Source organism: Pedobacter lithocola, assembly GCF_042650845.1.
Lineage (GTDB): Bacteria > Bacteroidota > Bacteroidia > Sphingobacteriales > Sphingobacteriaceae > Pedobacter > Pedobacter lithocola.
The window spans coordinates 970,226-996,116 of the sequence record NZ_JBHSBW010000007.1; the positions used below are offsets into that span (position 1 = coordinate 970,226).

A 25,891-nucleotide genomic window follows, 5' to 3' on the forward strand; every position below is an offset into this window, starting at 1 on the left:
TTATATTAATCTAACCACCATTTTTGTACCGGAAGATTTTCATTCAAACTAACGGTTTCACCCAATTTTGGAGTAGTAATTCGCAGATTTTTCTTTTCGGCTTCAGCTGTTGCTCGCTCTATTGGCTCATTCCATGGATGCATAGATAATGAAAATTTACCCCAATGAACAGGCATTAAAACTTTAGTATTTAAATCAATTGCAGCCTGAACTGTCTGCTCCGGATACATGTGTATGTATGGCCAAAGTTCATTGTATTGCCCGCATTCTAGAAGAGCAATGTCAAAAGGCCCGTATTTCTCGCCGATTTGTTTAAAATGCGTATCGTAGCCAGAATCTCCTCCTAAAAACAACCGATAGTTTGGCAAATCCAACACAAATGCCGACCATAACGTTTGGTTTCTTTTAAACTTACGTCCAGTAAAATGACGAGCTGAAACTGCAGTTAGTTTTAAATCATTATACAACGATACAGATTGCTCCCAGCAAAGCTCATGAATTTTATTTGCTTCAATACCCCATTTTTCTAAATGAGCACCAACACCTAAAGAGGTAACTACACTTTTAACTTGGGGTGCAATTTTCAGAATCGTTTGGTAATCAAGATGGTCGTAATGATCATGAGTAATAACCAAAACATCAATATTTAAAAATTCTTCGGCTTTAACAAAGTTTGTACCCGGAAACGCTTTACTTCCAATAAATGAAAATGGTGAAGGTGTGGTGCTAAAAATTAGATCGACTAAAATTCGTTTTTCATTTATTTTTATAAGATAAGATGAATGTCCAAACCATATAATTTCTGGTTCACTATTTTTTGGCTTTGAATTTAAATCAGGTTTAGTAAATGTTAATTCTTTATTAGGAATTTTATTAGGATGTTTTCCAAAGAAATATTTATTAATAATTGTAAGAAGGCTCACACCTTCTGGCTGCATAGGTGTAAAAGAATTATTTTGCAAAGCGCCATCTCTATAAATTGATAGCTGATAGAGTTTTTTTAACCGCTCTCCTTTCGGTAAGCTTCCGAAAACAGGCATATTCATTACAAATACAGTAAATACTAACAGGAATATTATAATGTACAAAGCCATTTTTTAGATTATTTTTTTGGCTAAAGTAAGTCGAATTTTTGCTTTAAAAAACGGTGAAAAGTTTGGAATAAGTAAAATATTTTCAGAGGAATTTTCGAACTATGGGTTATTAAGAACTGAAAATGCGTAAATGCATTAAAAATTCATGACTAAAGTTGATAAATTTCGTATAATTACAATAACGAACCTTTACCGTATAAACCAATAAATGCAATCGAAGCCGACAACCATAAAGGAAATAGCCAAAATTTTGAATTTATCGCCATCTAGCGTATCAAGAGGTTTGCATGATCATCCAAGTATTGGTGCGGTAACGCGTGAGAAGATTAAACAGTTGGCCAAGTCTTTGAATTATGAGCCAAATAATGCTGCCATTCTATTTCAAAAAGGTAAAACTTATACCATTGGCGTAATACTTCCGGAATTAACCGAAAACTTTTTCTCAACTGCAATTTCTGCTATTGAAGATGAGGTTTTGAAAAAAAACTACACCGTTATTTTCGCTCAATCTCACGATGATTTTGATAAAGAAGTTCGCCTGGTTGATAAAATGAAAAACCAAAGAGTTGATGGTTTACTGGTATCGATAAGTAAAGACACTTCTAATTTCGACCATTTCGAAAAATTAAAGGCATTTAATATTCCGGTCGTTTTCTTTGATAGAATACCACCGTTTAAAAATGTTCATTACGTTGCCTGTTCTTTGGAAAATGCTACCATTAAAGCTGTTAATTTTCTTTTGAAAAAAGGACATCGTACCATTGGAATGATTAACGGACCAACAACTTTATTTGCAAGCGGAGAACGAAAAGATGGTTATATGCAAGCCATAAACTTTAATCGGTTAAAGTTTGACCCAACTCTAGTTATCAATTGCGATTTAAGTGAAGAAGCTACCATTGATGCAGCAAATCAGTTAATTAACCACCGCAGAAAGCCTTCGGCAATTGTTGCATTTAATGATTATATCGCTTTATTCTTGATAAAATATTTAAAGAAATTAAAAATAGCTGATGAAATTGATGTGGTGAGTTATGCTAATCTTCCCATTATGGATTATTTGGATTATTCACCTATAGCTTCAGTAGAGCAATATCCTTATATACAAGGACAAAAAGCCGCAAATATTTTAATGGATTTAATTAACAGTCCTCAATCAGAAAATCAGGCATTTTATAATACCCTTGTAGAATCTGATTTGATAATTAACGAGGGCAAAACAGACTGATAGCTTTAACCAAAACCTTTTATTTCAACGCTACTGTTAAATATAAAAGAGTGCTATTAGTGAAGCTCATTGAATAATTTACACTAAACATTCTATAATCCGATAAAGCTCAGCAATAGGCACTTAAATCTTTGAATAAAATCTTTCGAGCTTTTTTTGCTATTTTCGCTTATAACATGTTAAATATACAATCGAAACTTCCAGGTGTAAGCACTACTATATTCTCAGTAATGTCTAAGCTTGCAGCTGAATACAATGCCATTAATTTATCGCAAGGTTTTCCAGATTATCCAAGCGACCCAAAACTTACAGAATTGGTAAATAAAGCCATGAAAGATGGCTTTAATCAATATGCACCAATGCCCGGCAACACTCTTTTGAAAGAAACAATTGCCGAAAAAGTAGAAAAATGTTATAACATAAAATACAATCCTGATACAGAAATTACCGTAACCACCGGTGGAACCCAGGCAATTTTTACCGCTTTGGCTGCTATAATTAATCCTGGTGATGAGGTTATAATTTTTGAGCCTGCTTATGATTGTTATGCACCAACTATAAAACTCTTTGGCGGTTTGGTTAAAACCTACCAGCTTGCACCACCTAATTATAGCATTGATTGGGACATGGTTAAAAAGCTATTCACTTCTAGTACTAGGATGATAATCTTGAATTCTCCTCAAAATCCAACTGGAAGCATTCTGTCAGACGATGACATGAAATCGCTGATTAAATTAATTAATGGAACAGACATTTTAATTTTAAGTGATGAGGTTTACGAACATTTAATTTACGATGAGCAACAGCATAGAAGTGTTATGCTTTATCCAGAATTAAAAGAAAGAAGCTTTATCGTAGCATCTTTTGGAAAGCTTTTGCACGCTACTGGTTGGAAGTTGGGTTATTGCCTTGCTCCAGAGCAACTCACAAAAGAGTTTAGAAAAGTACACCAATTTAACGTTTTTAGCGTTAATAGTCCGATGCAACAAGCAATTGCCGAATACATTAAAAATACTGATAATTATATAGGTATAACTAATTTCTTTGAAACGAAGCGCAATTACTTTAGAGGGCTTTTAGCTGATACAAGATTTGAGTTGCTACCATGTAATGGTTCCTATTTTCAATGTGCTAGCTACAGTAAAATAAGTGATGAAAAGGATGTAGATTTCAGCATCAGGCTGATAAAAGAATTTGGCGTTGCCACTATTCCTGTTTCGGCATTCTACCAAAAGGCAAACGACCATAAAATTATTAGACTTTGTTTCGCCAAAGAAAATTCAACACTTGCATTGGCAGCAGAAAAATTAAGAAATGTTTAATCATCCCCAAACCTAAACATATGGAAACACCTATTTACACACAAATAGAAAACCTGAAAGTAACGATTTTTCAGGCGTATCTTTTTTGGGAAAACATTGAAAAAAATCTTCTGAATTTAGCCCTGAGACTATCTATGGGTGTTAGAGAAAAAACGGATATTATAGTTTTGCCTGAGATGTTTAATAGCGGCTTTAGTATGAATTCGGAAACATTGGCCGAAGAAATGGGTGGCAAAACCATGCAGTGGATGCAAAAAATGGCTCATCAATATAATTGCATTGTAACTGGTAGTTTAATAATAAAAGAAAACGGGAATTATTATAATCGTTTGGTGTGGATGGAACAAAACGGCGACCATAAATATTACGATAAACGCCATTTATTTGGTTTAGGTGATGAAGACAAAAATTTTACCTCGGGGAGTGATAAACTTATTGTAGAATTGAAGGGTTGGAAAATTAGACTTGCAGTTTGTTATGATTTGCGCTTTCCGGTTTGGTTGCGTAATGTTAACGAAGAATATGATATTTTATTAATTGTAGCAAGTTGGCCTGATAAACGTTCAGCACACTGGAGAGCCTTAATTCCTGCCAGAGCAATAGAAAACCAAAGCTATGTAATTGCGGTAAATCGCGTTGGGCATGATGGAAATCAGGTTTATCATGGTGGTCATTCTATGGTTATAGACCCTTATGGAAGTACAGTTTATTACAAACCCGAAGATGAGGATATGTACACCGTTACAATAAATTACGAAGAACTGGTGAAGATAAGACGCCAATTTCCGTTTTTAAAAGATGCAGATAAATTCCAAATAGAATAATCAAGAGATAAATAACAATTAGCAGTTCTTAAAATATTAACCTAAAAAATCATTACCAAACAGATGTTTAACCGTCGTAAATTTATAAAAGTCTCTACCCTTTCTGCTGGCTTATTAGCACTTGATAAAACCAGCATGGCTGATGCCTTGCCATCCCAATCAAACAAACCAGCCAATTTGCCCATCGTAATTTCCACCTGGGATTTTGGTATTGCCGCAAATGCTGATGCTTGGAAAGTGCTTTCAAAAGGAGGAAAAGCTTTAGATGCAGTTGAACAAGGTGTTTGGGTACCAGAAGCCGATGAAAAAAATCAATCGGTAGGTTATGGAGGTTTACCAGATAGAGATGGAAAAGTTACTTTAGATGCCTGTATTATGGATGAACTTGGCAACTGTGGAGCCGTTTTAGCATTAGAGCATATAAAACATCCTATTTCTGTTGCACGTAAGGTAATGGAGAAAACACCACACGTAATGCTTGCTGGAGATGGTGCACTACAATTCGCTTTAGAACAAGGCTTTAAAAAAGAAAATCTACTTACACCATCGAGCGAAAAGGCTTGGAAAGAATGGCTTAAGATTGCAAAATACGAACCTGTAATGAATATTGAGAATAAGCTTTATGATAAAGCTGCACCTCAAAAACTACCTGGAAATCAATACAACCACGATACGATTGGCATGTTAGCTATTGATGCGAAAGGGAATATTTCTGGAGCGTGTACAACAAGCGGAATGGCCTATAAATTACATGGTAGAATTGGTGATAGTCCGATAATTGGTGCTGGTTTATTTGTTGATAATGAGGTTGGTGGAGCTACTTCCACAGGTGTTGGCGAAGAAGTTGTTCGCAATGTTGGCTCATTTTTGGTAGTTGAACTAATGCGACAAGGTTATACACCAGAAGCTGCTTGTAAAGAAGCTGTTATGCGTATCATTAAGAAGAAACCCGAAACAGCCAAGAATATTCAGGTTGGTTTCTTAGCTATCAATAAAAAAGGTGAATATGGTGCTTATGCCATTCAGCAAGGATTTAGTTATGCAGTTTGTAATGCTGAGAAACAAGATTTGCTAATCAAAGGGAAGAGTTATTATTAATCCTCCTATAACCAAAGAAGAGGCAAACAGAATAATTGATATTAAAAATATTTTATACGAAGGGCAAAGGTTTCTGTTAAATAGGTGACTAAATATTTGTTTAAGTCATTGTATTTAATCTCTAACTGCACCAAAAGTAAATTACTGTAATTTTAAAAAATAGCATGAACATAGCAAATTCAAAGCCTTCTTTGAGGGTTGAGGGATTATTAGAAGTATGTGCAAATGGCTACGAATCTGCTTTGGCAGCACAAATTGGTGGTGCTAAAAGAGTAGAATTTTGTGATAATTTAGCCGAAGGCGGAACCACGCCCAGTTACGGACAAATTGCTTTGGCTAAGAAGAACCTCAGTATAGAAATTTGGCCCATTATTCGTCCGAGAGGCGGCGATTTTTTATATTCCGACCTTGAATTTAACTTGATGATAGAGGATATAAAAATCTGTAAATCATTAAATTGTGATGGAATTGTTATTGGAATACTTACAGCAGATGGAAGTATAGATAAGACTAGATGTAAAGCATTGTTTGAACTAGCTAAGCCATTACCGGTGGCTTTTCATAGGGCCTTTGACATGAGTAATAACATGGATAAAGCTTTAGAAGATTTAATCGATTTAGGAATTGTACGCATACTTTCATCAGGTGGTGCAAACTCTGCAATTGAGGGAGCAGATACTCTGGCAAAATTAATTGAAAAAGCAAAAGGAAGAATATCTATTATGCCAGGTGCAGGAATAAATAAAGATAATATTAAAGAACTGATGCATAAAACTGAGGCAACTGAATTTCATGCATCAGCTAAAAGCTTTGTAAGTAGCAAAATGATATACAGAAATACACAAACCAAAATGGGAAGTATTGAAGATGAATATCAATATGAAGTAACTTCTGTAGATAAGGTAAAAGATTTAGTTAAGCTAATAAATGAAAATTAAAAAACTGTATATTCAGATCGAACTTAAATAAAAAAATAATTCAATCGTTTAGTTTTCAGATAATTAAGTATATTTAATTAACTAAATCACCTAAAAACTAAATGTTATGAAAAAACTCTCGTTCCTATTATCTATTGCCTTATTTTTTGCAGCTTGCCAAAGTAAGGAGGCTAAAACAACTGATGCTGCAACTTCAGATACAACAAAATACCCTTATCAGCTCAAAAAGGCTCAAAATTGGGCAATGAATACCGATCCCAATAATATGGTTACGGCCATGACTTTAATTAAAACTTTAGAAAATTTAGATACAGCCGGCATGGGAAAAGTTTTGGCAGATAGCGTAATGTTTGATCTGGATGGCTATCAATTTAAGGGAACAAAACCGGAATTTTTAAAACAAATACAAGGCGAATTTGCAAAAATGAGCGGTTTTAAAGTTACTATGGAAGATGCCGAATCTGTAATCAATAAAGATAAAACAGAAGAATGGGTAAGTTTGTGGTACAGTCAAATTTCTACAACTAAAGATGGAAAATCTGACACCGTGAAACTATTCAATGATATCAAATTAAAAGATGGAAAAGTTTTACGTTTATCTGAATATGTACAACATCCAATGAAGAAATAATATTTAAGGCTGTATCATAAAAACGAAGTGTCATCCTGATCCTGTATAAGGACATGCATAAACTGCCTGTTGAGGCGTTTAGATAAGTTCATCATGTAGTGTTTCGGAGATAAATTCATTTACGATACAGCCTCTTTCATTTTTTATCTCCACTACCAATAACGTAACCTAAACCTGGTGTTAACCAGTGCAGAAGAATTACTCTAGAATATCGATAATTTATAGGTGATAGCAGCAACACACCAAAAAGAATTAAACCAACATAATACCACAAATTTTCATATACAAGCTCTAAACCTAAAATGTATGAAGCCACGCCAATGGTTATAATTTCAGCAACATTCATAGCGTAACTCACAAACATCGAAACATAAAAAAATCCAGGCTCCCTTTCAAATTTTAAGTTACACACCGGACAATTTATATTCGTTTTTTGCAGTTTAAAAGCATAAGCATTTCCTGAAAATATATCTCCTTTGCGGCAACGTGGGCATTTACATTGAATAACCGCTTGAAATTTTGATAACTCTGCCATAATCTATCTTTTTTTTATTGATGCAAAGCTAATCCTTATGAAGTTGAATAATTATGATCTGTATCATATTTATGAACAGTAGATAATGCCAAAAGTTATAACATTTATTTAAGATTATTTTTTTATGATTTTACCCTTACTAAGCAAAATTAAACCTTTATCAGCCAATAATTTAACGCCTCTTATAACGGTTTCAACACGTAAGCCGGTCATATCAGCTAAATCTTGTCGCGTAACTTTTAAGCTTTCGCCACTTGCTAAATCGGCAAATAAATAATTAATTATAGTTTCCAGCCTGTGTTCTGCCTTTTCGTTTGCCAATTCTTCCAGCATCATCGATTTATAAAAAAGCCTATTGCTTAAAACCTTAATTAAATCCATGCTAAAATCAGCATCACGTTTTAAAAGTTCAAAAAAATCATCTTTGCCTAAAGCTATTAATTCAGAATTTTTGGTGGCAATTGTAAATGCCAAATAAGGTCTGTTTACCAATAATGCAGGCTCACCAAAATACTGCCCGCTTTTAAAAACTCCTTGAATAAATTCTTTTCCTTCTTCGCTAACTGTAACCATCCTTATTTCACCACTTTTAATGAAGTATACAAAGCGTGGTTGCATGCCTGGTTCGTAAATAATCGAATCTTTAAGAATCCTTTTTATTGGATATCCTTTATCAATTAATTGCTCGATATACATTTGGTTATAAAAAAATAAATTTAACCCAAAGTTTCCTTCATTAAGCCTGTATAAAATTCCTTTAAAGATAAGCCCATTGCAGCCACTTGCTGTGGTATAAAGCTTGTAGCGGTTTGACCAGGGATAGTATTAATTTCAATAAAATAAAACTTACCTGTTTCATGCTCTAAGAAATAATCTATCCGCACTACTCCCCTACAATTTAATTTATTGTAAACATCTTTTATAATTTGATGAACTCGATTAAATTCTTCCTCAGTCATATCACCAGGCGTAATTTCCTGTGTTGCACCCGGGGTGTATTTTGCTTCGTAATCAAAAAATTCGTTTGCGGGAATAACCTCAGTAGTTGGTAAAACTGTAATTTCTCCTTTCGCTTTAAATACGCCAATAGAAAATTCTCTTCCACTAACAAACTCTTCAATCAATACTTGTGTATCTTCCTTAAATGCCTTTTCTAAAGCGCTGTCCAAATCATCAGCGTGTTTTACTTTACTCATGCCAATGCTGCTTCCGCCACTATTGGGTTTTACAAAATATGGCAACCGTAAATCTTGTTTAATTTGCTTTAAATCGTAATTTCCATTTTTAAAAATTTGAATGGATATAGCGGTGTATAAATTATCAATTCCTTCTACAATGGCTTTTGTATAACCCTTATTCATTGTTATTGATGATGTTAAGGCATCACAAGTGGTGTACGGAATGTGAAGCATATCAAAATATCCTTGCAATTTCCCGTCTTCACCTGGCGAACCATGAATAGCAATGAATACACCGTCAAATTTAATTTTTCGGCCTTCAAAATTTAAGGAAAAATCGTTTTTGTCTATTTCTATTTTAAAAGAATCGGCTGGTTCGTAAAACCAACCATTATCATTTAGCATAATTTTATAAACATCATATAAGTTGGTATCAATATTTTGAGCAATAGTAGCTGCGCTTTTTACCGAAACAACCCATTCGCCTGTGGTACCGCCTGTTAGCAATGCTATCGTTTTTTTCATGTTAAAAAATCCTTATTTATAAATAGAAATTGATGTAAATATATCTTCAAAAATATAAATATCTTTGAGCAATAATTAATTTTGAATTGGAGAAATAACATTTGATGGTATTGTATTTGCTAAATGCTGTGCATTCAATAATTCAACAATCGCTTATTCGATAATGAAAATAACTACATTTGAGTTTATAGCATTAACCCCAGAATTTAAGTTTCATGTCTAAATTTATAGATTATTTAAAAACCAGTTCTTTTAGAAAGACCATAATAGCAGCCGTTTTAACCGTTTTTGTACTACTACTTATTGCCTTTTTTAGTTTAAGATTTTACACCAAACATGGCCAAGGGTTAAACGTACCAATGGTAAAAGGACTTTCTTTTACAGATGCAGTTGTAAAATTAGAAGAAGCCGGGCTTAAATACGAGGTAGATTCTGTGTTTATTTTGGACCAACCTGCGGGGATAGTTATCGATCAAGACCCTGACCCAAATACATTTGTTAAAGATAACAGAACAATTTACTTAACAATAAACGCCGGAAACATTCCAAATACCAAGTTCCCTGATATTGCATTTAAAACTTTAAGAGAAGCACAAGCAATTATAGAAAGTTCGAGGTTAAAGCTTGGAGATACCACTTACAAAGCAGATGTTAGTCGTGATGTTGTTCTAGAAGCAACCTTTGGTGGTCAGCAGATACAGGCTGGTGAAACCATTCCTGTTGGCTCAAGAATTAATTTAGTTTTAGGTGATGGTCGTGGTAACCAGGATGTTGATATTCCTCAACTACTTGGCTTAACCATTGATGAAGCTAAATTTAGTTTAAAAGGTTCTGCACTTACTTTAGGCGATATTTTGTACGAAGGAACCATTACAGATAGTGCAAATGCATTAATCACCAAGCAAGACCCAATGCCAGCCGATTCAATAACTAAAGTTACCATCGGCACAAAAATAAATATCACGCTATCTAACAAGCAATTATAAATTCGCATCAAACCATAATGACTGAAGTAGAAAAAAATAAAATGAGTGGCGGCAAGAAAGCAGCATTAATTATAGCCGCTGTAGTTATTCTAATTGGGGGATACTTTGCAGGAAATTTGTACAAAGTATATTTCGCACCAAACGTTACGGATAATCAAAAATACTTATACATAAAAACCAATTCTGATTACAATGCATTGGTAGAAAATTTGAAAACGAAAGATATTGTTAAAAGTGTCTCATCGTTCGCAACTGCTGCAGAAAAAATGAAACTGACGGGCAATGTAAAACCTGGTCGTTATCGTTTAAGAAAAGGAATGACAAACCGAACGCTGATTAATTTGATAAAGGCAGGTAACCAAGAACCTGTAAAACTGAAATTTCAAAACATCCGCAAAAAGGAAAACTTTGCAGCTTATTTGGCTAGCAACTTAGAAGCAGATTCTTTAAGTTTCATAAACGTATTGGATTCTACGCCACTGATATCAAAATATGGTTTCAATCAGGATAATGTTTATGCTATGTTTATTCCAAATACTTATGAAATGTACTGGAATGTTTCGCCGATAGAATTTTTTGAGCGCATGCATAAAGAATATGATAAGTTTTGGACTGCTGAACGTAAACAAAAAGCTGCAAGTTTAAATCTAACACCTGCACAGGTTTACACCTTAGCTTCTATAGTAGATGCCGAAGCATTATATGATAAAGAAATGCCTATTATAGCTGGTTTATATTTAAACAGATTGAATAAAGGTGTTTTATTACAGGCAGACCCAACTGTTATATTTGCTAACAATGATTTTACGGTAAAACGTGTAACCAATAAACTTTTGCAGGTACAATCATTATACAATACATATAAATACGCTGGATTGCCTCCTGGCCCTATTATGATGCCGAGCATAAACGCAATCGATGCGGTGTTAAATCGTGATCAAAACGATTATATCTATATGTGTGCAAAAGAAGATTTTTCTGGTTACCACAATTTTGCGGTAACAAAAGCACAGCATGAAATTAATGCGAAAAAATATCGTGAGGCTTTAAATAAAAGAAACATTTTTAAATAATGTACAGCCACACAACTAAAATTAGGGTTAGATATGGTGAAACCGACCAAATGGGTTACATGTATTATGGTAATTATGCACAGTATTATGAGGTTGGTCGTGTAGAGATGTTGCGTAGTTTAGGTATGAGTTATAGTTCTATGGAAGCAGAAGGCATTATGATGCCGGTTTTAGAACTAAAATGTAAATACATAAAACCAGCGCATTACGACCAGGAAATTACCGTTAAAACTATTGTTAATGTATTGCCAGGGGTTCGTATTTATTTTGAATATGAATTGTACAACGAAAAAGACGAACTTATTAACCTTGGCGCAACAACACTTGTGTTTGTTGATATGAAGAAAGGTAAACCAACAAATCCTCCCGAAAATTTTATGAAAAAAATATCGGCATTTTTTAATTAACACTTATAATGGAATGGTTACACAGGCAATTATTACATCTTAAATTCTATTCTAATTTTATCGAATGGTCTAAGGGTTGCGTATTGCCTGGATTTAGTCCGCTGCCACTTTACACTGTCGCAACATTCTTCTTTAAAGAAATTGGTAAAGAATCGTTAGTTAACAAATCCTCTTCCCTGGCGTATAGCTTTATGCTTGCCATATTCCCAAGCATAATTTTCTTATTCACACTAATACCATTTATACCGATATCAGGCTTTCAGGATAAGCTATTAAGTCTAATCGAACTAATACTACCCCATAATGCTTTCGACGCGTTTGAAGTGACTTTAAAAGACATCGTTAAAAATCAAAATAAGGGATTACTTTCCTTTGGTTTTTTATCGGCAATATTTTTTGCCACAAATGGCGTAAAAAATTTAATGAAGGCTTTCAATAAAGCTTCACTAATCATCGAAACCAGAAGCTGGTTAAAGCAACGTTTAATTGCGTTGGTATTAACGATGACGATATTCTTCTCGGTTATATTATGCATTAGCGCTATGGCTATTGGAGAATTACTTTTAAACTATATTAAAACAGAATTACACATAAAAGATAGCCTTGCAGTTTATGCTATACAGCTTACCAGATGGACGCTCTTAACGGTATTGTATTTTATCACGATTTCGATTTTATATCGTTACGGTCCATCGCATGCAAAAAAGTGGAAACTTTTTAGTGCGGGTTCATGGCTTGCCACTATTTTGGCATTTTTAACCATTTGGGGTTTCTCATTTTACATAAATAACTTCGGTTCTTACAATAAAGTTTACGGCTCAATCGGGACATTGATCGTGGTAATGATATGGCTCTATCTAAATTCTTTAATCTTATTAATCGGTTTTGAGCTAAATGCAAGCGTTGATGTAAGCAAAAGGAGCGTAAAAATCCTTCGCCCGACCTTCAATTTGTTCAAAAAAACAGCTCCAATTGAAGATAATATTACTAAGAAGTAAATTTTTCTCTCTCTGTGTTAAGCAATTATCAACTTTTTAGAAAAAAAACGCAATCACTATTTGCAGATTTAAATGGGATTTGTACTTTTGTCGCGGAGAGTTGGCAGAGTGGTCGATTGCGGCAGTCTTGAAAACTGTTGACTTGTTAAAGGGTCCGCGGGTTCGAATCCCCCACTCTCCGCTGATTATAGCCCTAATTAATTGTTAATCAATTAGTTAGGGCTTTTTCTTTGCCCTGTGGGGCTAATTGTGGGGCTAAAAATTAATCTTGAAGTAGAAAATTAATATAGCATACAAGTTTTCATCTGCTGTCGAAATGAGCGGATAATAGATTTTATTCGGAGTTTAAACACAATTACTCATATTATTATTAATAATTGATTAGAGTGCTTAAAAGATGGGTTGTGTGGAAAGATTTAAATCCAATGATGACACGATAGTATAATATACGAATGATTATTAATTTTAAATTAAAGAACACATTCGGAAAATTAATTACCAAATTGCTATCAGATTGCCATCATCTTGAAAACCAAACTTCTCATACATCATTGTAATAGTATTACTTTTACTTTTTACCAATATTGATGTATCAGTTTCTTCAGAAGAGTATGGCTCGAAAATCAAAATTTGAGTATCTCCTAAATCAAAATCTAAACCTAAAAGATGAATGATTTCTCTGCCTTTATGGAATACTACAACCCCTACTTTATTTTTCAATGTTTTTTTTAATGCTCTTACAACTTCAATGTTGTTGTTTTGAGCGTCAATAATTACTCCATCCTTATTATCTACAACTACACGCTTTTGATTAATTAATTTTAACAAATGATTAACTGGCAAAGCAGACTTCTGTAAATCAGCAATTTTAACATCCTTGAATTTCACATTAAAATGTTTTTCTATCTGCTTAAGAGCTTCAAAAAACCTTAATTTTTCAAGATAACTCGGTGTAAAGTTATTTTTGGCATCTAATGATTTGTTAAGTAAGCTTTTATTGTTTTGGAAATGCAAATTAAAGGACTTACCACTAAAAATAAAATGAGCCAGCAAATAGACTTTAATAGCTGAATTAATTGAAATCAATTTGTTAGGTTCGAAAATTTTAACCTTAAAAGTAAACTTTGGTTGTTTGCTTATATCAATATTTATCTCTATTCGGAAAGTATCAATAGTTGTCTTAACAAGTAACCTATTGCTTTTTAAGTTGTAAACATCATATCTAATGTTCTCTACTTCAAAATCACTATGCAAGAATTGAATTGAACAAGTTTGAGAAAATACTGCGGGTGTTTGCACGGTTAACTTTGCTAAAGTATCAAGCTTAAGAAAACTGAAACCCTCAATAGAATATTTGAAACTCGCTAAATCTTTTCCTGTAAAAGTAAGGTTTAGCCCTCCTTTACCATTCGTAAATCTTTTATATTTTTCGATTACCCGCCTATCTGAAATTTGAAATTGAATTTCCTGCTGTGTTACTCCAGTAGCATTTTCAATAGATGTTATCCAATTTTTTTCAGGTGATAAATTCAGCCCTATTTTTAAATTATGGGCATCAAATACTTCCTGTCCTGTACTGATGGAAATAGATTTATCTTCAATATCCTTTTTTAAATTATCCTTGATATTTTCATGTAAGCCATTTAAGAATTCTTCTGCGGTAATTTTATAGCTATGAATGTCATTTTGTTTCAAGAAAGCCTCTTTCAATTCAGGGATAAATGGAGAAACATAGAACATTTTTTTTCCCTCTCCGTTTGTATGTTCAAGGATTTTCTCAAAAAGAGACCATACATTTAAATCTTCATATCCATATCCTAAAAAAACTATATGCTTCGAAGCCAATTCACTAATTATCGAAGCCCAAAAAGGATTTCTGTAATCTGTACCGTATAAATTTGAATAATCTTTGTCGGTGATAACTATACTTTTATCATCATGAATATCGCCATGTAATTTGTAAATTTTAACTTTATTGTGCTGAGGAATAGTAACATCTATTGGCTTTGATATTACAACAGCTCGACTTGTATAACTGTCCTCAATTAAAGTATCATAATTAGTCGTTATGATAGTTCTAAAAAAAGACACTCTACTCAACAAATCGTGGTTGTGAGTATTTGTTGGTTTTTTAATAAATTCTTTTCTCAGGATAGCAATTAATTCATTTCTACTTCCATTTTTAAGCGTTATAAAATCCTGGGCTAATTTACTTAAGCCACTATTTTCATAAACTTTATTCTTTTCCTCTTCCGTTAATGAGTTAAAAATGATTTTTGCCAATGTTCCTCCAGAAGGATATCCTGCATATAATGAAAATCCCGCACCAATAAAAAGACAAACATTATCTTTTCTTATCAATTCATAAAGGTCTTCTATATCCATAGAATTTTCTTGATTTTAATGCTTTATTTCAGTTAGGTCTATTTCCAAAATAGTTTCTATTTGACCACAGAACCAATTCCAACGGTCTTGTAACGCTTCTAAATTCCACTCTTTATTGTATTTATTTTTGGTGTAATCGTCCACAATCTTTTGAGTAATCCTAAAAGCTGTTATGCCTTCATTTTCTTCTGAGTAAAATCCTTTTCCAGTATAAGCGCCTAATTTTCTCTCAAATCCATAATTACTGGCTTGCAAATTTTTTGTTCCGCTCAAAAGAGTAAGATTAGCACCAGAATTTACCCAGTCTTCTATTTCGTCATTCAATTCAAATTTATTTCTCCATTCTAAATTGTTGCTATAAGCACGTGGAAGAATATGTTCTACTTGAATGTCTCGGTCCCACATTGCTAAAAAATTAAGGTTACTATCGTCTGTCTGCTGATATTCAATTAAAAAAAGTAAAGGCTTACACCATTTTTCATTATATATATCTCCTTGCAAATTTTCAATTGCTCTTCGTGTAGTTTCAGCAGAATTTTGTTCAAGTTCATTTTTTATAAACTCAAGAGACTTCTTCTCTTTAAGCCATTTAATGAGATTAAATGAAGTTTGCTTAATCTTTGTTAGAGTATTGCCTGCTATCCAATTCAAGTAATAATAGCGCCTGAAAATTTTAGAAAATTCTAAATAATCTGGATATTTTTCTTTTAATGCTGTGAGTAAAATGGAACGCCAATACATTCCCCAGGTTATATAGAAAAATGAATAAGTTAGTTTATCATCTTTATCATAAATTTCTGTTTTATAATTACCTATAAAATCTCTTATTTCCTTGATAACTTGATTAGGGTCTTTCCCTCTAAGTTCTTCTACAAGTTCATCATATAAAGACTTCTTTGGATTTTGTGCTAGCAAATAATACTCATACATTACAAATAAATCATTTAATGTAGTTTCAGTATCATTAGAATAATTTTCACAAACTTTCCAATCGTCCATAAATTGGTCTTCTTTCTGTTTCTTTAATTCTAAGTCATTTTCATACTTTTTTTGTATCTGCCCTATCAAAAAGCTTTTAATTAAATCCGAATTTGACAAGTCAAGTCCTCTATCATTTAAAACCTGAAAAAGTTTTATAGCAAATGCTACTGACTGGCAATCAATTCGTATAATTTTAACACTATTGAATAAATAGTTTATTAAAACTCCAGCCTCCTCTTCTCCGATTTCATTTAATTTATTCGTAAAAAAATTTGAAGTATTTTGAAACTTAAACTTTGGTTCTTCTTTTCTTAAATCTTTTTTTGTCGGTTTCTTTGTAGTAGTAGTATCGTTATTTAAAATAATAGTTTCGAAATCACTCTGATGATTAGAATGTGTTCTAAGCCTCAATCTCTCAAAGCGGTCATTAAATTTTATCGAACTATCTATAACTTTATTATCAACTGCGAAAGGGTCTTGGTCAAGTATATTTTGGTTTATGTTAGGGAATAAATCTCTATATACACAAAGTAAAATAGTTAATGTTGTAAGTCTTTGCTGTCCATCAACAATATCCAAATAGCTTGAGCTATCTTCAGGCTTAGCGGTGATAACAGAACCTAAAAAATAATTAGGGTCATTCTCTTTTGCCTCAATTAAATCATCCCAAAGCTTTTCCAATTGGTCATCGCCCCAAGAATATGGTCTTTGATATCTTGGAATTTGATATAGACTATCTGTATTTCCAAATAGTTGTTTAATTGTTAAGCTACTAGGTTTAAAAATATCTTCCATTCGATTTAAATTATCTTTTATTTAATATGAATATTATTGTTAATTGATTACTGTTGTGGTTTTAACCAGAATATGTGACAATGATATATCCCTGGGAACTCAACATTATAGCTCTAAATAAACCTCAACTCTGCTCCACAATTTTAATCTCATCTGCAGTTAAATCATAAAGCTTATAAACCATTGCATCTATTTCTTTATCGGTAGCATCTATTTCAGATTTTAAGGCTAAAACTTTCTTTGCTTCGGTATTAAAATAATCTTCCCAGTCCGCTTCTTGACTTATCGAAAGTTTAACTTTTTGCTTGGTTAATTCTTTAATAAAATCAGCATAACTTAACAAATACCAATATTGTAATTTCTTAGATAGAACTTCAAAAGCAAATTTTCTTTGTAACGTTCTTTGGAATTTTTGAGATTGCTCCTGTAGTTGGTTACTGAATAAAGTTATTTCTTCAGCTTTCTTGGTAAATTTTGACTTGATTTCTTCTGAAATTATCTTGATAGGCAGTTTAACCATTTTATTAGCATCTAATCTAACCCTACCCCCATTTTCGCTATCACCAAAAGCTGGAAATAAATATTTTTTAACGCAATTAAATAGTTTTGAATTTAAAACACACTGCAAGTATCTATCAGCATTGGCTATAAAGTAACAGTTCGCACTTATATAATATTTTTCTGTATCATAATAAAAGTTATGGTTAACTGCTGTGTGATAATAAATTAATTTAGGTTTTTCCAACTCATTATAATAGTCACAACTTCTCAAATTCCAATAATTTAATCCTTTATCCTGACGTTTTATTAATTTCTCCTCAAACGACTTTAAATAGTCAAAAACTGCAGGATATTCATTTGGAACATCTAAACTGTATTCCGTTGCAACTAAATACCTACCTGAATATAATAAACTCCATTTTCTTAGGTCGTCCCCTTCGACCATCTTTTTTAAAATTGAAATGGATTTATTATCATTACTAACTATTTTATTTCTTGTATTTTCATCAATAATAAATGCCTCATTTAGTCCCGTTAATATACCTCTATAGTTTCCTCCATTTGTATACTCGTTTAAAGTATAATTTGAACTGTTAAATTTTCTAAGGATATTATTAACCTCATTATCAGTAAACCTCCAAATTGCATCTTCCAAATTTTCCTTTTTATATGATTGTAACTTATAATCATAATTTTGAGCATCAATTAATGATTTAATAATAGAATATTTTATATCTTGATTATTGATAGTGTTTTCGATAATTGTGATTTCAGGTTCAGTAGAAGCATCTTCGAAGATTTTTAGTTCACCATAATTAATAATTTGAAGAATATAAAATGACTTCAAATAATTCCTTAATTCAAAACCATATTTTCTTTCCATCCATTTATTTGGAGTTATAAATCCTAATATTCCCTTTGGCTTTAATATTGTTAATGATAGACTATAAAAATAAACGTATAAGTCAGCAGTACCATTGAATACATTTGGATAATTTTCAGAAAAATACTTCTTCTGAATATTCCCTAATAGCTCTTGCCTAACATAAGGCGGATTTCCAATAATCACATCAAAACCATCATTTTCAAATATTTTAGGAAATGCCGTCTGCCAATTAAATGCTTTATCGCCGGCAATGGCCACATCATCTATCAATGAGTTTCCACACTTAATATTGTTGTTTAGGTCGTTTAGTTTTCGATTGGGTTGTGCAGTGCGTAACCATAAAGACAGCTTTGCAATCTCTACGCTTTCTTCGTTTAAATCAACCCCGAATAGATTATTTTCTAAAATGCTTTTTTCAATATCGCTCAAAACCAATGCATCGCCAAATAGTTTGGCTTGCAATTCATCAATGTATTTATGCTCGGTAATTAAAAAGTCTAAAGCTTGGTTTAAAAAAGCTCCACTTCCACAGGCTGGGTCGCAGATAGTAATTTGCAGTAACCAATTTCGGTAGTTATTTAGTTTTTCTAAAAGTGGTTGTTTGGTTGCTTTAGTACGTTTTTTATCGTTTGTGTAATCTTCCTCAATCAGGTTAAATTCTGTTTTTTTATCGGTGCACAGTTTACCAATGGTATTATCTACAATATATTTGGTTATGTATTTTGGGGTGTAAAAAACGCCATCTTTTTTACGTTTAGTGGTGGATTTATCAATAACTCCACCCTCTAGCTGTGCTTTTATTTCCTCTAGTTCATTTAATGAATTTTCAAAAATATGCCCTAAAATGTTTACATCAACTTCACTCGCAAAATCATATTCAGAAAGTTTTAGGGTGTGTTTATATAATAATTCATCATCAATTGTAATGGTATCTAAAACTTCATCAGGTTTAAACAAGCCACCATTGTAGGCAAATACATCATATCGCTTACCCTTAAAGCCAGTATTGAGATACTCAAAATACTTTTTAAATCTTTTATATAGAGGAACGTTCTCATCACGCTCTTGCAAATCTCGCCAGTCATTTAAAATTAACCGTACCGAATTGGGAGGCAACAATTGGCGGTCTTCTGCAAAGAACAGAAATAAAAACCTGTCTAATAATTTTTGTGATTTTTTAAATAGTTCTAAAGCATCAAAAGCAGGGTTTTGTTTAACTAAATCGTGGTGAAGTTCCCTTTTAAACAATGAGTAATCACTATATAATGCTTTGGTAATGTCTTTTTCTATACTTAAAGATTGTTCTTTAATTTTTTTAGGAACATCATTTGAAATACTATCATAAGCCAAACACAGATAGAGTAACTCAAATTCCTTTTCGGTAAGTTGAAATAGATTAAACTCTAAAAATTCTGTTGCGTTATCTATGTAAAATCGTAGCTTTTCAAAATTAGAAGTTACTACATATACACAATCGGGCTGGTTGTTCTTGTAGCCAAAGGCTTGTACTTCTATTTTACCTAAATCTGTTGTGTTAGTTCCTTTTAACTCAATAACAGCTTTTACCTTACCATCAACTAATATTGCACCATCGGCTTTCTTACTGTCCTTTACATTTTTGTATTCTGTTGTTAAGGTAAAATTTGGTGTAGGGTTTTTAACATAGCCTAAAACATTAACAAACAAATCAATTAGAAACTCGCCTTGGTATTGTTCTTCTTTACTGCTACGAATATTCTCTTGAATAAATAGATTGTGAAAATGATTTTTAAATATGCTCCACTGTAAAAGCAATTTAGATTTATCTTGACTTTGTAAATGTTTGGTAATTACAGATTTTTGAAATAATGGCATAAAGGGCAATGAGACATTTTTAATTTAAATATTTCCTAAAATAGAAAGATTAAATGAATACAAGTTGATAATTTATCTAAAAGTGTAATAGTATACCGACCGAATGTTTTTAAGAGAATGATGTTTAATGGTAAATTAAAGCTCATTTATAAAAACCATTATAACATGCCGACCGATACAGGCATAAGTAACGGTTCTATTCTCCTATAAATGTAAATTTCATAAAACCATTATAACATACCGACCGACAGATTAAATATTCATCTTTTTATAAATTGAGTTATTTAATTTTAGAACTAAGATAGATAGTAATCACATATTTAAATTACGGGAAACCATATAATATAGCAAAACCGTATTTTTTTGGAAATTAAAAAATCAACTTCTTGCTAAGGTTTAATTAAAAAAAAATGTACTAATACATTTTTTCAACCCAAATGACATTTAAATATATATTATTGCTATATTAGCATCTGTAATAATACATTTTATAAATGACAGAAAACAACGAAAGTTTTAGCTTAGACCAATTACTTAACGACTTGTATAAACCACAAGAAGTTAACGAAAAAGCGACGCTAACCACACTGTTTGAAAAAAGGCTTCACGAACTGGATATTACCAGAACAGATGCTCAAAAAATTATAGATATTGAATATAGAACATTAAATGGAATTTTGAGTGGTTCTCAAAAAAGGGTTGATTTTTTTATCCTTTTAAAACTTGCTGGTTTTCTTAAAATTTCAAAACAAAAAGTTGCCGAATTATATTTAGAGGCATTAGAGCAATCTTTTCCTGATACGAACAGATTAGCAAGTGACAAAATTGAATTCATAAAATCTAACTTCGATTTAGCAACGCTCAAAAAAGTTGGCTTTATAAAAAGCATTAGTGATTTTGAAGAAATTGAACGAAATATTTGCGAGCTTTTTGAGCTAAAGGATATCTTTCAATATCAAAGCCCAAGTGTAGATGTAGCTTTTAGCTCCGGTGCAGTTCAGCCTAAAAATTTACAAAATAGGTCAATATGGTTAATGCAAGCTGAGAAAACTATCAAGGCATTAAATAATTCGTATGAATATAACAGAAACTCTCTTATTAAATATTTCTCGCAGATTAGATGGCATTCAACTGATGTACATTTTGGATTAATTAATGTAATAAAGGATTTGTTTAAATTAGGCATTACAGTTGTTTGGCAAGCTTCTCTTCCATCAATACATTTACGAGGTGCTACAATACCCGTTAATGGAAAACCTTGCATTATATTAACGGATTATAGGGGTTTTTATCCAACAATTTGGTTTGCCCTACTCCACGAATTGTATCACGTAATTTTTGACTGGGATGAAATTAAAGTTGGACAATATCATTTTTCTGAAGATGAAAGCGAAAGACAACTTTCAGTAAGAGAAAAAGAGCAGGAAGCGGATAATTTTGCTAGAGAATATCTTTTTTCAAACGAAAAACTGAAACACATTCAAGCTTACATCAATGATGACAGCTACGTGGATTCGTTCGCAAAAGCGAATCACGTGCATAAAAGCTTCATATATGTATTTCACGCTTATAACATTGGGAAAAATAATAAAGATAAATATGCTTGGCCAAGAGCAAAAAAGTATAATCCAGACATCACTAACATACTAACTCTACTGGAAAATTCTTGGGGAAATTATAAACCCATTTCCCAATTTGTAAAGCCTCTTAAATTAAAAATTTATAATTAATAAAATATGAAAAAACACAAACCCAAACCAGAGGATGCCGTCAAGGACGAACATCAGATTGAAAACATTCCAGTTGCAGGAGCAGAACTATTCCAGTTTCTATTAGATGGACCAGAATTAAGAATTAAGCAAAGTCCATCGAAAGAAAACAAGGAAAAAGAATTTGAAAGATTAGCTATACTTGGAGCAAGCCAAATCTCATTAGACGCGATAAAAAACTTTGTTTTGCATACAGCTAAGGCTCATCAAGTTACATTCCCTCAAGTGTATTACAAAGAGATGTTTCGATTAAAGGGCTGGAAAGTTCAAGGTGCAAATGTTTACAGGAAACCTTGGTTGGTTGCAAAATATACTGTTGAAGTAATTTACGGGCGTTTCACAAAAGATATATTAATGGCAATAAAATTGCAAAACCCTTATATAGTTGCTGGCGTTAGAAGATTTAAACATTTTCAATATTTAAATGAAGCGGGACAAAGTAAACTTGAACAGTTTATTGATGAAGCAGTTGAAGTGATGAAAAACTCAACTACTTGGTATGAATTTAGAGTTAAAATGTTTGAACAACACGGTGTTCCATATCAAATGGATTTATTTAATTAACAAATTATTCAATATGCAAAACGAAATTACTTGAGCCGATTATATAAAATTAATCCGCTCAAGTTTTTTTTAAAAAAACAAATTACGGTTATCTAATTCTCAATATAGATATTAAGTAATCAAAATCCTTAAAAGACATTGAACGATATATTTTTATAGCAAAATTGATAGAAAATATAGCAAAACCGTATTTTAAAGAAAAAAAAGACGTCTAGTTACAGCAAAAGAAAAAAAATAATCTACAGCAAATGAGTAGCATTTGGATTTGATTTCCAAAGCTCATAATCCCACGGATAGGCGCAATCAAATTTAATCGGCTCTTCTTCTATTACTGGTTGTGTTTGCCCCTCTTTCAAAAGCCAATTTTTAAAAGGCTCTTGTTCATTCAAAGGCAATTCGCTTATGCAGATATAAACTATTGAGCCATTATTCTTAATATTTAGCGTTTCAGACATATTCAAAATTAAGAAATTATTTATTGTAGCGAATATCAAATAACGTTATGCATTAATCACTTAACGTATTTCCTTTTATTCATAATTTTATCAAGCCTATCATCAGCTTTCTGTTCAAATGATTTTTGTTTTACTGGAAGTTTTTTCAAAGTGTCTACCTCCTGGGCATTAATCTTCTTGAATTTAGATGTGGTATCAGTCGATACATTCTCTTGGTTATCTTTTGCACTGCAGGCAGAAAGTCCAATAATAATTATAAATAATGCCTTTTTCATAGTCGATTTAAAATTTACAGATTGCTTTAATAAGTAAAACTACAAAATTTTACTTATACCTGTATCGGTGTTTAGAAAAGTTGCTTTTCCGTTCTTGCATTGCAATGAGTAAAGCCCTTTTAAAATCAGAAATAGATATTTATGTAATTAATAAAGTACGTGAATTAAGAACTGTTGCTGGAATTTCACAAGCTGATTTAGCACTTGCATTAGATTTATCTGTGGGCTTTATTGGTCATATCGAAAGCACAAAATATAGAGCAAAATACAACCTAAGCCACTTAAATAAATTGGCAAAGATATTAGGTTGTTCCATCAAGGATTTTCTACCTGATTTACCCATTTAATTACACCAAAAAAAATGAGTTGCGAATTTTTTAATCAAAATTTTCTTTAAAAAATTTTGCAAGACGTTATTGTGTAAATCATAAAACCATAGGTTTATGATACACAAAAACACACCTTGCAGTATACATTACAACCGAGAGAAATTAGAACAAAATCTAACAGCCATAATATATACAGATATACATATATACCAATATCTGTATATACGGATATATGGTTAATTACTTCGGCAACTTTCTTTACAAAAACAACAGATTTTGGGCACACAAAAAGACATCTCGCACTATAAAACCATCCATTATTTTACCTACATTTTCAATTCAACTTTGTATATCTGTATATACGTATAATTAGATAGCCATATATCTAGATATTCATATAACTGTATATGCAATCTTTATCATTCTTAAAAAGTCTGCGCTTATTGAGATATAATTTAGAGTTGATATTTATGATATTTTGATATTAAAAGAATATAAGTAACTATATAACAATTATTTATGTATAAAAAATAAATTTTAAAGCTGATATATTTAATGATACTTTGATATTTTCAATGAACTTTATAAATCAAATAAAAACCTAAAAGACAGACAGTTGAAATTACAAATATCAAAATATCGAAAATATCATTTTATAAAACACTATAAATTCCGTGACTAATTTTAACGAATAAAAGTGGCTCATTTTTATCACTGTTTTTTCTTAACCATCGCTTTGCTGTGGCAATAGGAATTTCCATAGAATTAGTTATCGAAATAAAATGAGAAGTGGTAAATGTTTCTCCTAAATTCGGTAACACATCATAAACACTTTTCCAATAGCCTTGTAATAATTCAGATGGCTCTTTCACCCTCACTTTTTCGACCATACTATAAAAATAATTTGCCATTTGTACAGCTCCTTTTGCAGATTTTATTCCTACAGCTTCAGAATTATTTTTATGATCACTACAGCTAATTTCAATGATGTGAAGTATTAAAGCGAACCTATGAACATAAATTTCAAATTTTGACAGTATAGCTCTTTCCACATCATTTTCTGTATTATTTTGCCTGTCAATGGCTTGTTTCTGCCAATGATTAATAATGTCAAATGCTTCCTGACTATAACTTAATTCTGTAGTAACCAAACCATCAGCATTTAAACAACAAAGTGTTTCTATTATACTTTTATATTGGTTTTCTATTGCTTTATCAATTCTTTCATCAGATGGATATTTCTTCTTGATATGTTCAGGATAACAAAGCAACCACCTATCAAAAAAACCACTTTCTGCTTTCGAGGAAAAATATTTATTTAGAATTGATGGCTGGGTAGTACCTACAATAGTTAAAAATGTATTTATGGTTATGGTATCTTCTGCATTTAATCTATTTCTGATTATTGAACTACCGTTGAATAATGATAAATACATTTGTTCATCTGCGCCACTATGATAACGATTAAATGAAGCGACAAAACCCGCTATTTCATCCATAAAAATAGTAACACCTCTTGGATTGTTTGCCAGCGATACCATAACTGCCTCTGGAGTGGTATCAGATAAAATGCTACTATGAATTGTTTTGGTTTCCTTATCAGGATTTATTTTGCGGTGTTTTTTATTTTCTTCTAATACTGTTCGCTGTTTTTCAATTAAATACTCATAGGCGTGATTTAGTGGGGCAGTTTTATTTAATCCTGGTTGTCCAACTATAACTAACCATAAAGATGCATTTACCGTGTAATTTCCAGTTTTTAGAATATAGCTTCTACCTATTGCCGATGAACACGCAGAAATTACAGCAGAAAAAAAATAATCAATTGGATATTTACTAATCGAAGAATAATGCTTGATAATGTTTTGTAGCTTCTCGGGTAAAATTTCTACTGGAACTTTACTTTTATACTCTTCTTGAATTAAACTTTCAGCTTTGGTAAAAGACTTTTTCATCTTTTACCTCCCTTATTTGTTAAACCTAATGATTGTATAACTTCATTGAAATCATATCTAATTACCTGACCAACTTGTGTAAATGGTATCAGCTTCTTTTTCCTCCAGCAAGCTAAAGTTTGCCTTGTAATGTTTAATTTATTACACAGATAATCTCCATCTACTATTTCAGAAACATTTTTGTTCTGATTTTCTTGAATTCTTACTAGTGCATCCTCTACACTTTTAGTAACTAGTTTTTCAAAATCGCCTACTGATAGTGGCGAAAAAATGATGTTTTCCATATGCTGTTGTTTTTAAGTACA

24 protein-coding genes and 1 tRNA gene are annotated in these 25,891 nt (G+C 32.0%); 14 read left to right on the top strand and 11 right to left on the bottom strand.

What is annotated here, in order from left to right:
* Positions 1 to 5: 5 nt before the first annotated feature.
* On the bottom strand, positions 6 to 1,094 hold the full coding sequence (locus ACFOWA_RS06565; RefSeq protein ID WP_378983057.1) for an MBL fold metallo-hydrolase: 1,089 nt from the start codon (positions 1,092 to 1,094) through the stop codon (positions 6 to 8).
* Between the two features lie 208 nt (positions 1,095 to 1,302).
* Here ACFOWA_RS06565 and ACFOWA_RS06570 point away from each other — a divergent pair, with 208 nt between their 5' ends.
* The 6 genes from ACFOWA_RS06570 (at position 1,303) to ACFOWA_RS06595 (ending at position 7,135) form a co-directional block, all read left to right on the top strand.
* Positions 1,303 to 2,322, top strand: coding sequence for a LacI family DNA-binding transcriptional regulator (locus ACFOWA_RS06570; RefSeq protein WP_378983059.1), 1,020 nt, complete (start codon positions 1,303 to 1,305; stop codon positions 2,320 to 2,322).
* Positions 2,323 to 2,498: 176 nt separating this feature from the next.
* Positions 2,499 to 3,644, top strand: a complete 1,146-nt coding sequence (locus tag ACFOWA_RS06575; protein ID WP_378983062.1) for a methionine aminotransferase — start codon at positions 2,499 to 2,501, stop codon at positions 3,642 to 3,644.
* Positions 3,645 to 3,664: 20 nt separating this feature from the next.
* Complete coding sequence (locus ACFOWA_RS06580; RefSeq protein WP_378983065.1) at positions 3,665 to 4,468, top strand: nitrilase family protein; 804 nt, start codon at positions 3,665 to 3,667, stop codon at positions 4,466 to 4,468.
* A 63-nt stretch (positions 4,469 to 4,531) separates the two neighbouring features.
* A complete protein-coding gene (locus tag ACFOWA_RS06585; RefSeq protein ID WP_378983066.1) occupies positions 4,532 to 5,566 on the top strand; it encodes a N(4)-(beta-N-acetylglucosaminyl)-L-asparaginase in 1,035 nt (344 codons plus the stop codon).
* Between the two features lie 164 nt (positions 5,567 to 5,730).
* Complete coding sequence (locus ACFOWA_RS06590) at positions 5,731 to 6,504, top strand: copper homeostasis protein CutC (RefSeq protein ID WP_378983069.1); 774 nt, start codon at positions 5,731 to 5,733, stop codon at positions 6,502 to 6,504.
* Between the two features lie 106 nt (positions 6,505 to 6,610).
* Entirely contained in the window at positions 6,611 to 7,135 is a 525-nt protein-coding gene (locus tag ACFOWA_RS06595; RefSeq protein ID WP_378983071.1) for a hypothetical protein, read from the top strand.
* 136 nt (positions 7,136 to 7,271) lie between these two features.
* Here the strand turns inward: ACFOWA_RS06595 and ACFOWA_RS06600 are convergent, their stop codons facing one another.
* The 3 genes from ACFOWA_RS06600 to ACFOWA_RS06610 form a co-directional block, all read right to left on the bottom strand.
* On the bottom strand, positions 7,272 to 7,670 hold the full coding sequence (locus ACFOWA_RS06600; protein WP_378983074.1) for a DUF983 domain-containing protein: 399 nt from the start codon (positions 7,668 to 7,670) through the stop codon (positions 7,272 to 7,274).
* 114 nt (positions 7,671 to 7,784) lie between these two features.
* A complete protein-coding gene (locus tag ACFOWA_RS06605) occupies positions 7,785 to 8,366 on the bottom strand; it encodes a Crp/Fnr family transcriptional regulator (RefSeq protein ID WP_378983077.1) in 582 nt (193 codons plus the stop codon).
* 20 nt (positions 8,367 to 8,386) lie between these two features.
* Positions 8,387 to 9,373, bottom strand: coding sequence for a D-alanine--D-alanine ligase (locus ACFOWA_RS06610; protein WP_378983080.1), 987 nt, complete (start codon positions 9,371 to 9,373; stop codon positions 8,387 to 8,389).
* Between the two features lie 215 nt (positions 9,374 to 9,588).
* On the opposite strand from ACFOWA_RS06610, the gene ACFOWA_RS06615 reads away from it, so the two are divergent.
* The 5 genes from ACFOWA_RS06615 (at position 9,589) to ACFOWA_RS06635 (ending at position 13,018) form a co-directional block, all read left to right on the top strand.
* Positions 9,589 to 10,359 (top strand): PASTA domain-containing protein, encoded by a 771-nt coding sequence (locus ACFOWA_RS06615; RefSeq protein ID WP_378983083.1) that lies wholly within the window; start codon positions 9,589 to 9,591, stop codon positions 10,357 to 10,359.
* A 17-nt stretch (positions 10,360 to 10,376) separates the two neighbouring features.
* Complete coding sequence (mltG, locus tag ACFOWA_RS06620) at positions 10,377 to 11,432, top strand: endolytic transglycosylase MltG (RefSeq protein WP_378983086.1); 1,056 nt, start codon at positions 10,377 to 10,379, stop codon at positions 11,430 to 11,432.
* Positions 11,432 to 11,839 (top strand): acyl-CoA thioesterase, encoded by a 408-nt coding sequence (locus ACFOWA_RS06625; protein ID WP_378983089.1) that lies wholly within the window; start codon positions 11,432 to 11,434, stop codon positions 11,837 to 11,839. Before mltG ends, ACFOWA_RS06625 begins: the two co-directional genes overlap by 1 nt.
* 8 nt (positions 11,840 to 11,847) lie before the next feature.
* Entirely contained in the window at positions 11,848 to 12,837 is a 990-nt protein-coding gene (locus ACFOWA_RS06630; protein WP_378983092.1) for a YihY/virulence factor BrkB family protein, read from the top strand.
* A 94-nt stretch (positions 12,838 to 12,931) separates the two neighbouring features.
* Positions 12,932 to 13,018: transfer RNA gene (locus ACFOWA_RS06635), tRNA-Ser, on the top strand.
* 314 nt (positions 13,019 to 13,332) lie between these two features.
* Here ACFOWA_RS06635 and ACFOWA_RS06640 read toward each other — a convergent pair.
* From ACFOWA_RS06640 to ACFOWA_RS06650, 3 genes are all read right to left on the bottom strand, one after another.
* The gene (locus ACFOWA_RS06640; RefSeq protein WP_378983095.1) at positions 13,333 to 15,222 is read right to left on the bottom strand and encodes an SIR2 family protein; all 1,890 of its coding nucleotides are present in this window, start codon (positions 15,220 to 15,222) and stop codon (positions 13,333 to 13,335) included.
* Between the two features lie 15 nt (positions 15,223 to 15,237).
* Positions 15,238 to 16,998, bottom strand: a complete 1,761-nt coding sequence (locus tag ACFOWA_RS06645) for a DUF262 domain-containing protein (RefSeq protein WP_378983097.1) — start codon at positions 16,996 to 16,998, stop codon at positions 15,238 to 15,240.
* A gap of 124 nt (positions 16,999 to 17,122) precedes the next feature.
* Positions 17,123 to 20,239 (bottom strand): Eco57I restriction-modification methylase domain-containing protein, encoded by a 3,117-nt coding sequence (locus tag ACFOWA_RS06650; RefSeq protein ID WP_378983100.1) that lies wholly within the window; start codon positions 20,237 to 20,239, stop codon positions 17,123 to 17,125.
* Positions 20,240 to 20,733: 494 nt separating this feature from the next.
* Between ACFOWA_RS06650 and ACFOWA_RS06655 the strand changes: the two genes are divergently transcribed.
* Both ACFOWA_RS06655 and ACFOWA_RS06660 read left to right on the top strand, forming a co-directional pair.
* Positions 20,734 to 21,969: an ImmA/IrrE family metallo-endopeptidase gene (locus ACFOWA_RS06655; RefSeq protein ID WP_378958959.1), complete on the top strand. Its 1,236-nt coding sequence runs from the start codon at positions 20,734 to 20,736 to the stop codon at positions 21,967 to 21,969.
* 6 nt (positions 21,970 to 21,975) lie between these two features.
* The gene (locus ACFOWA_RS06660; RefSeq protein ID WP_378983102.1) at positions 21,976 to 22,572 is read left to right on the top strand and encodes a P63C domain-containing protein; all 597 of its coding nucleotides are present in this window, start codon (positions 21,976 to 21,978) and stop codon (positions 22,570 to 22,572) included.
* A 239-nt stretch (positions 22,573 to 22,811) separates the two neighbouring features.
* Here ACFOWA_RS06660 and ACFOWA_RS06665 read toward each other — a convergent pair whose 3' ends face one another.
* Together ACFOWA_RS06665 and ACFOWA_RS06670 are read right to left on the bottom strand one after the other, a co-directional pair.
* On the bottom strand, positions 22,812 to 23,027 hold the full coding sequence (locus ACFOWA_RS06665; RefSeq protein ID WP_378983105.1) for a hypothetical protein: 216 nt from the start codon (positions 23,025 to 23,027) through the stop codon (positions 22,812 to 22,814).
* A gap of 56 nt (positions 23,028 to 23,083) precedes the next feature.
* Positions 23,084 to 23,302: a hypothetical protein gene (locus ACFOWA_RS06670; RefSeq protein WP_378983108.1), complete on the bottom strand. Its 219-nt coding sequence runs from the start codon at positions 23,300 to 23,302 to the stop codon at positions 23,084 to 23,086.
* Between the two features lie 104 nt (positions 23,303 to 23,406).
* Between ACFOWA_RS06670 and ACFOWA_RS06675 the strand changes: the two genes are divergently transcribed.
* Positions 23,407 to 23,649, top strand: coding sequence for a helix-turn-helix domain-containing protein (locus tag ACFOWA_RS06675; protein ID WP_378983111.1), 243 nt, complete (start codon positions 23,407 to 23,409; stop codon positions 23,647 to 23,649).
* Positions 23,650 to 24,284: 635 nt separating this feature from the next.
* Here the strand turns inward: ACFOWA_RS06675 and ACFOWA_RS06680 are convergent.
* Both ACFOWA_RS06680 and ACFOWA_RS06685 read right to left on the bottom strand, forming a co-directional pair.
* Positions 24,285 to 25,586, bottom strand: a complete 1,302-nt coding sequence (locus ACFOWA_RS06680) for a DUF3987 domain-containing protein (protein WP_378983114.1) — start codon at positions 25,584 to 25,586, stop codon at positions 24,285 to 24,287.
* Entirely contained in the window at positions 25,583 to 25,870 is a 288-nt protein-coding gene (locus tag ACFOWA_RS06685) for a helix-turn-helix domain-containing protein (protein WP_378959312.1), read from the bottom strand. The genes ACFOWA_RS06680 and ACFOWA_RS06685 overlap by 4 nt, the downstream gene beginning before the upstream one ends.
* Between the last annotated feature and the right edge of the window lie 21 nt (positions 25,871 to 25,891).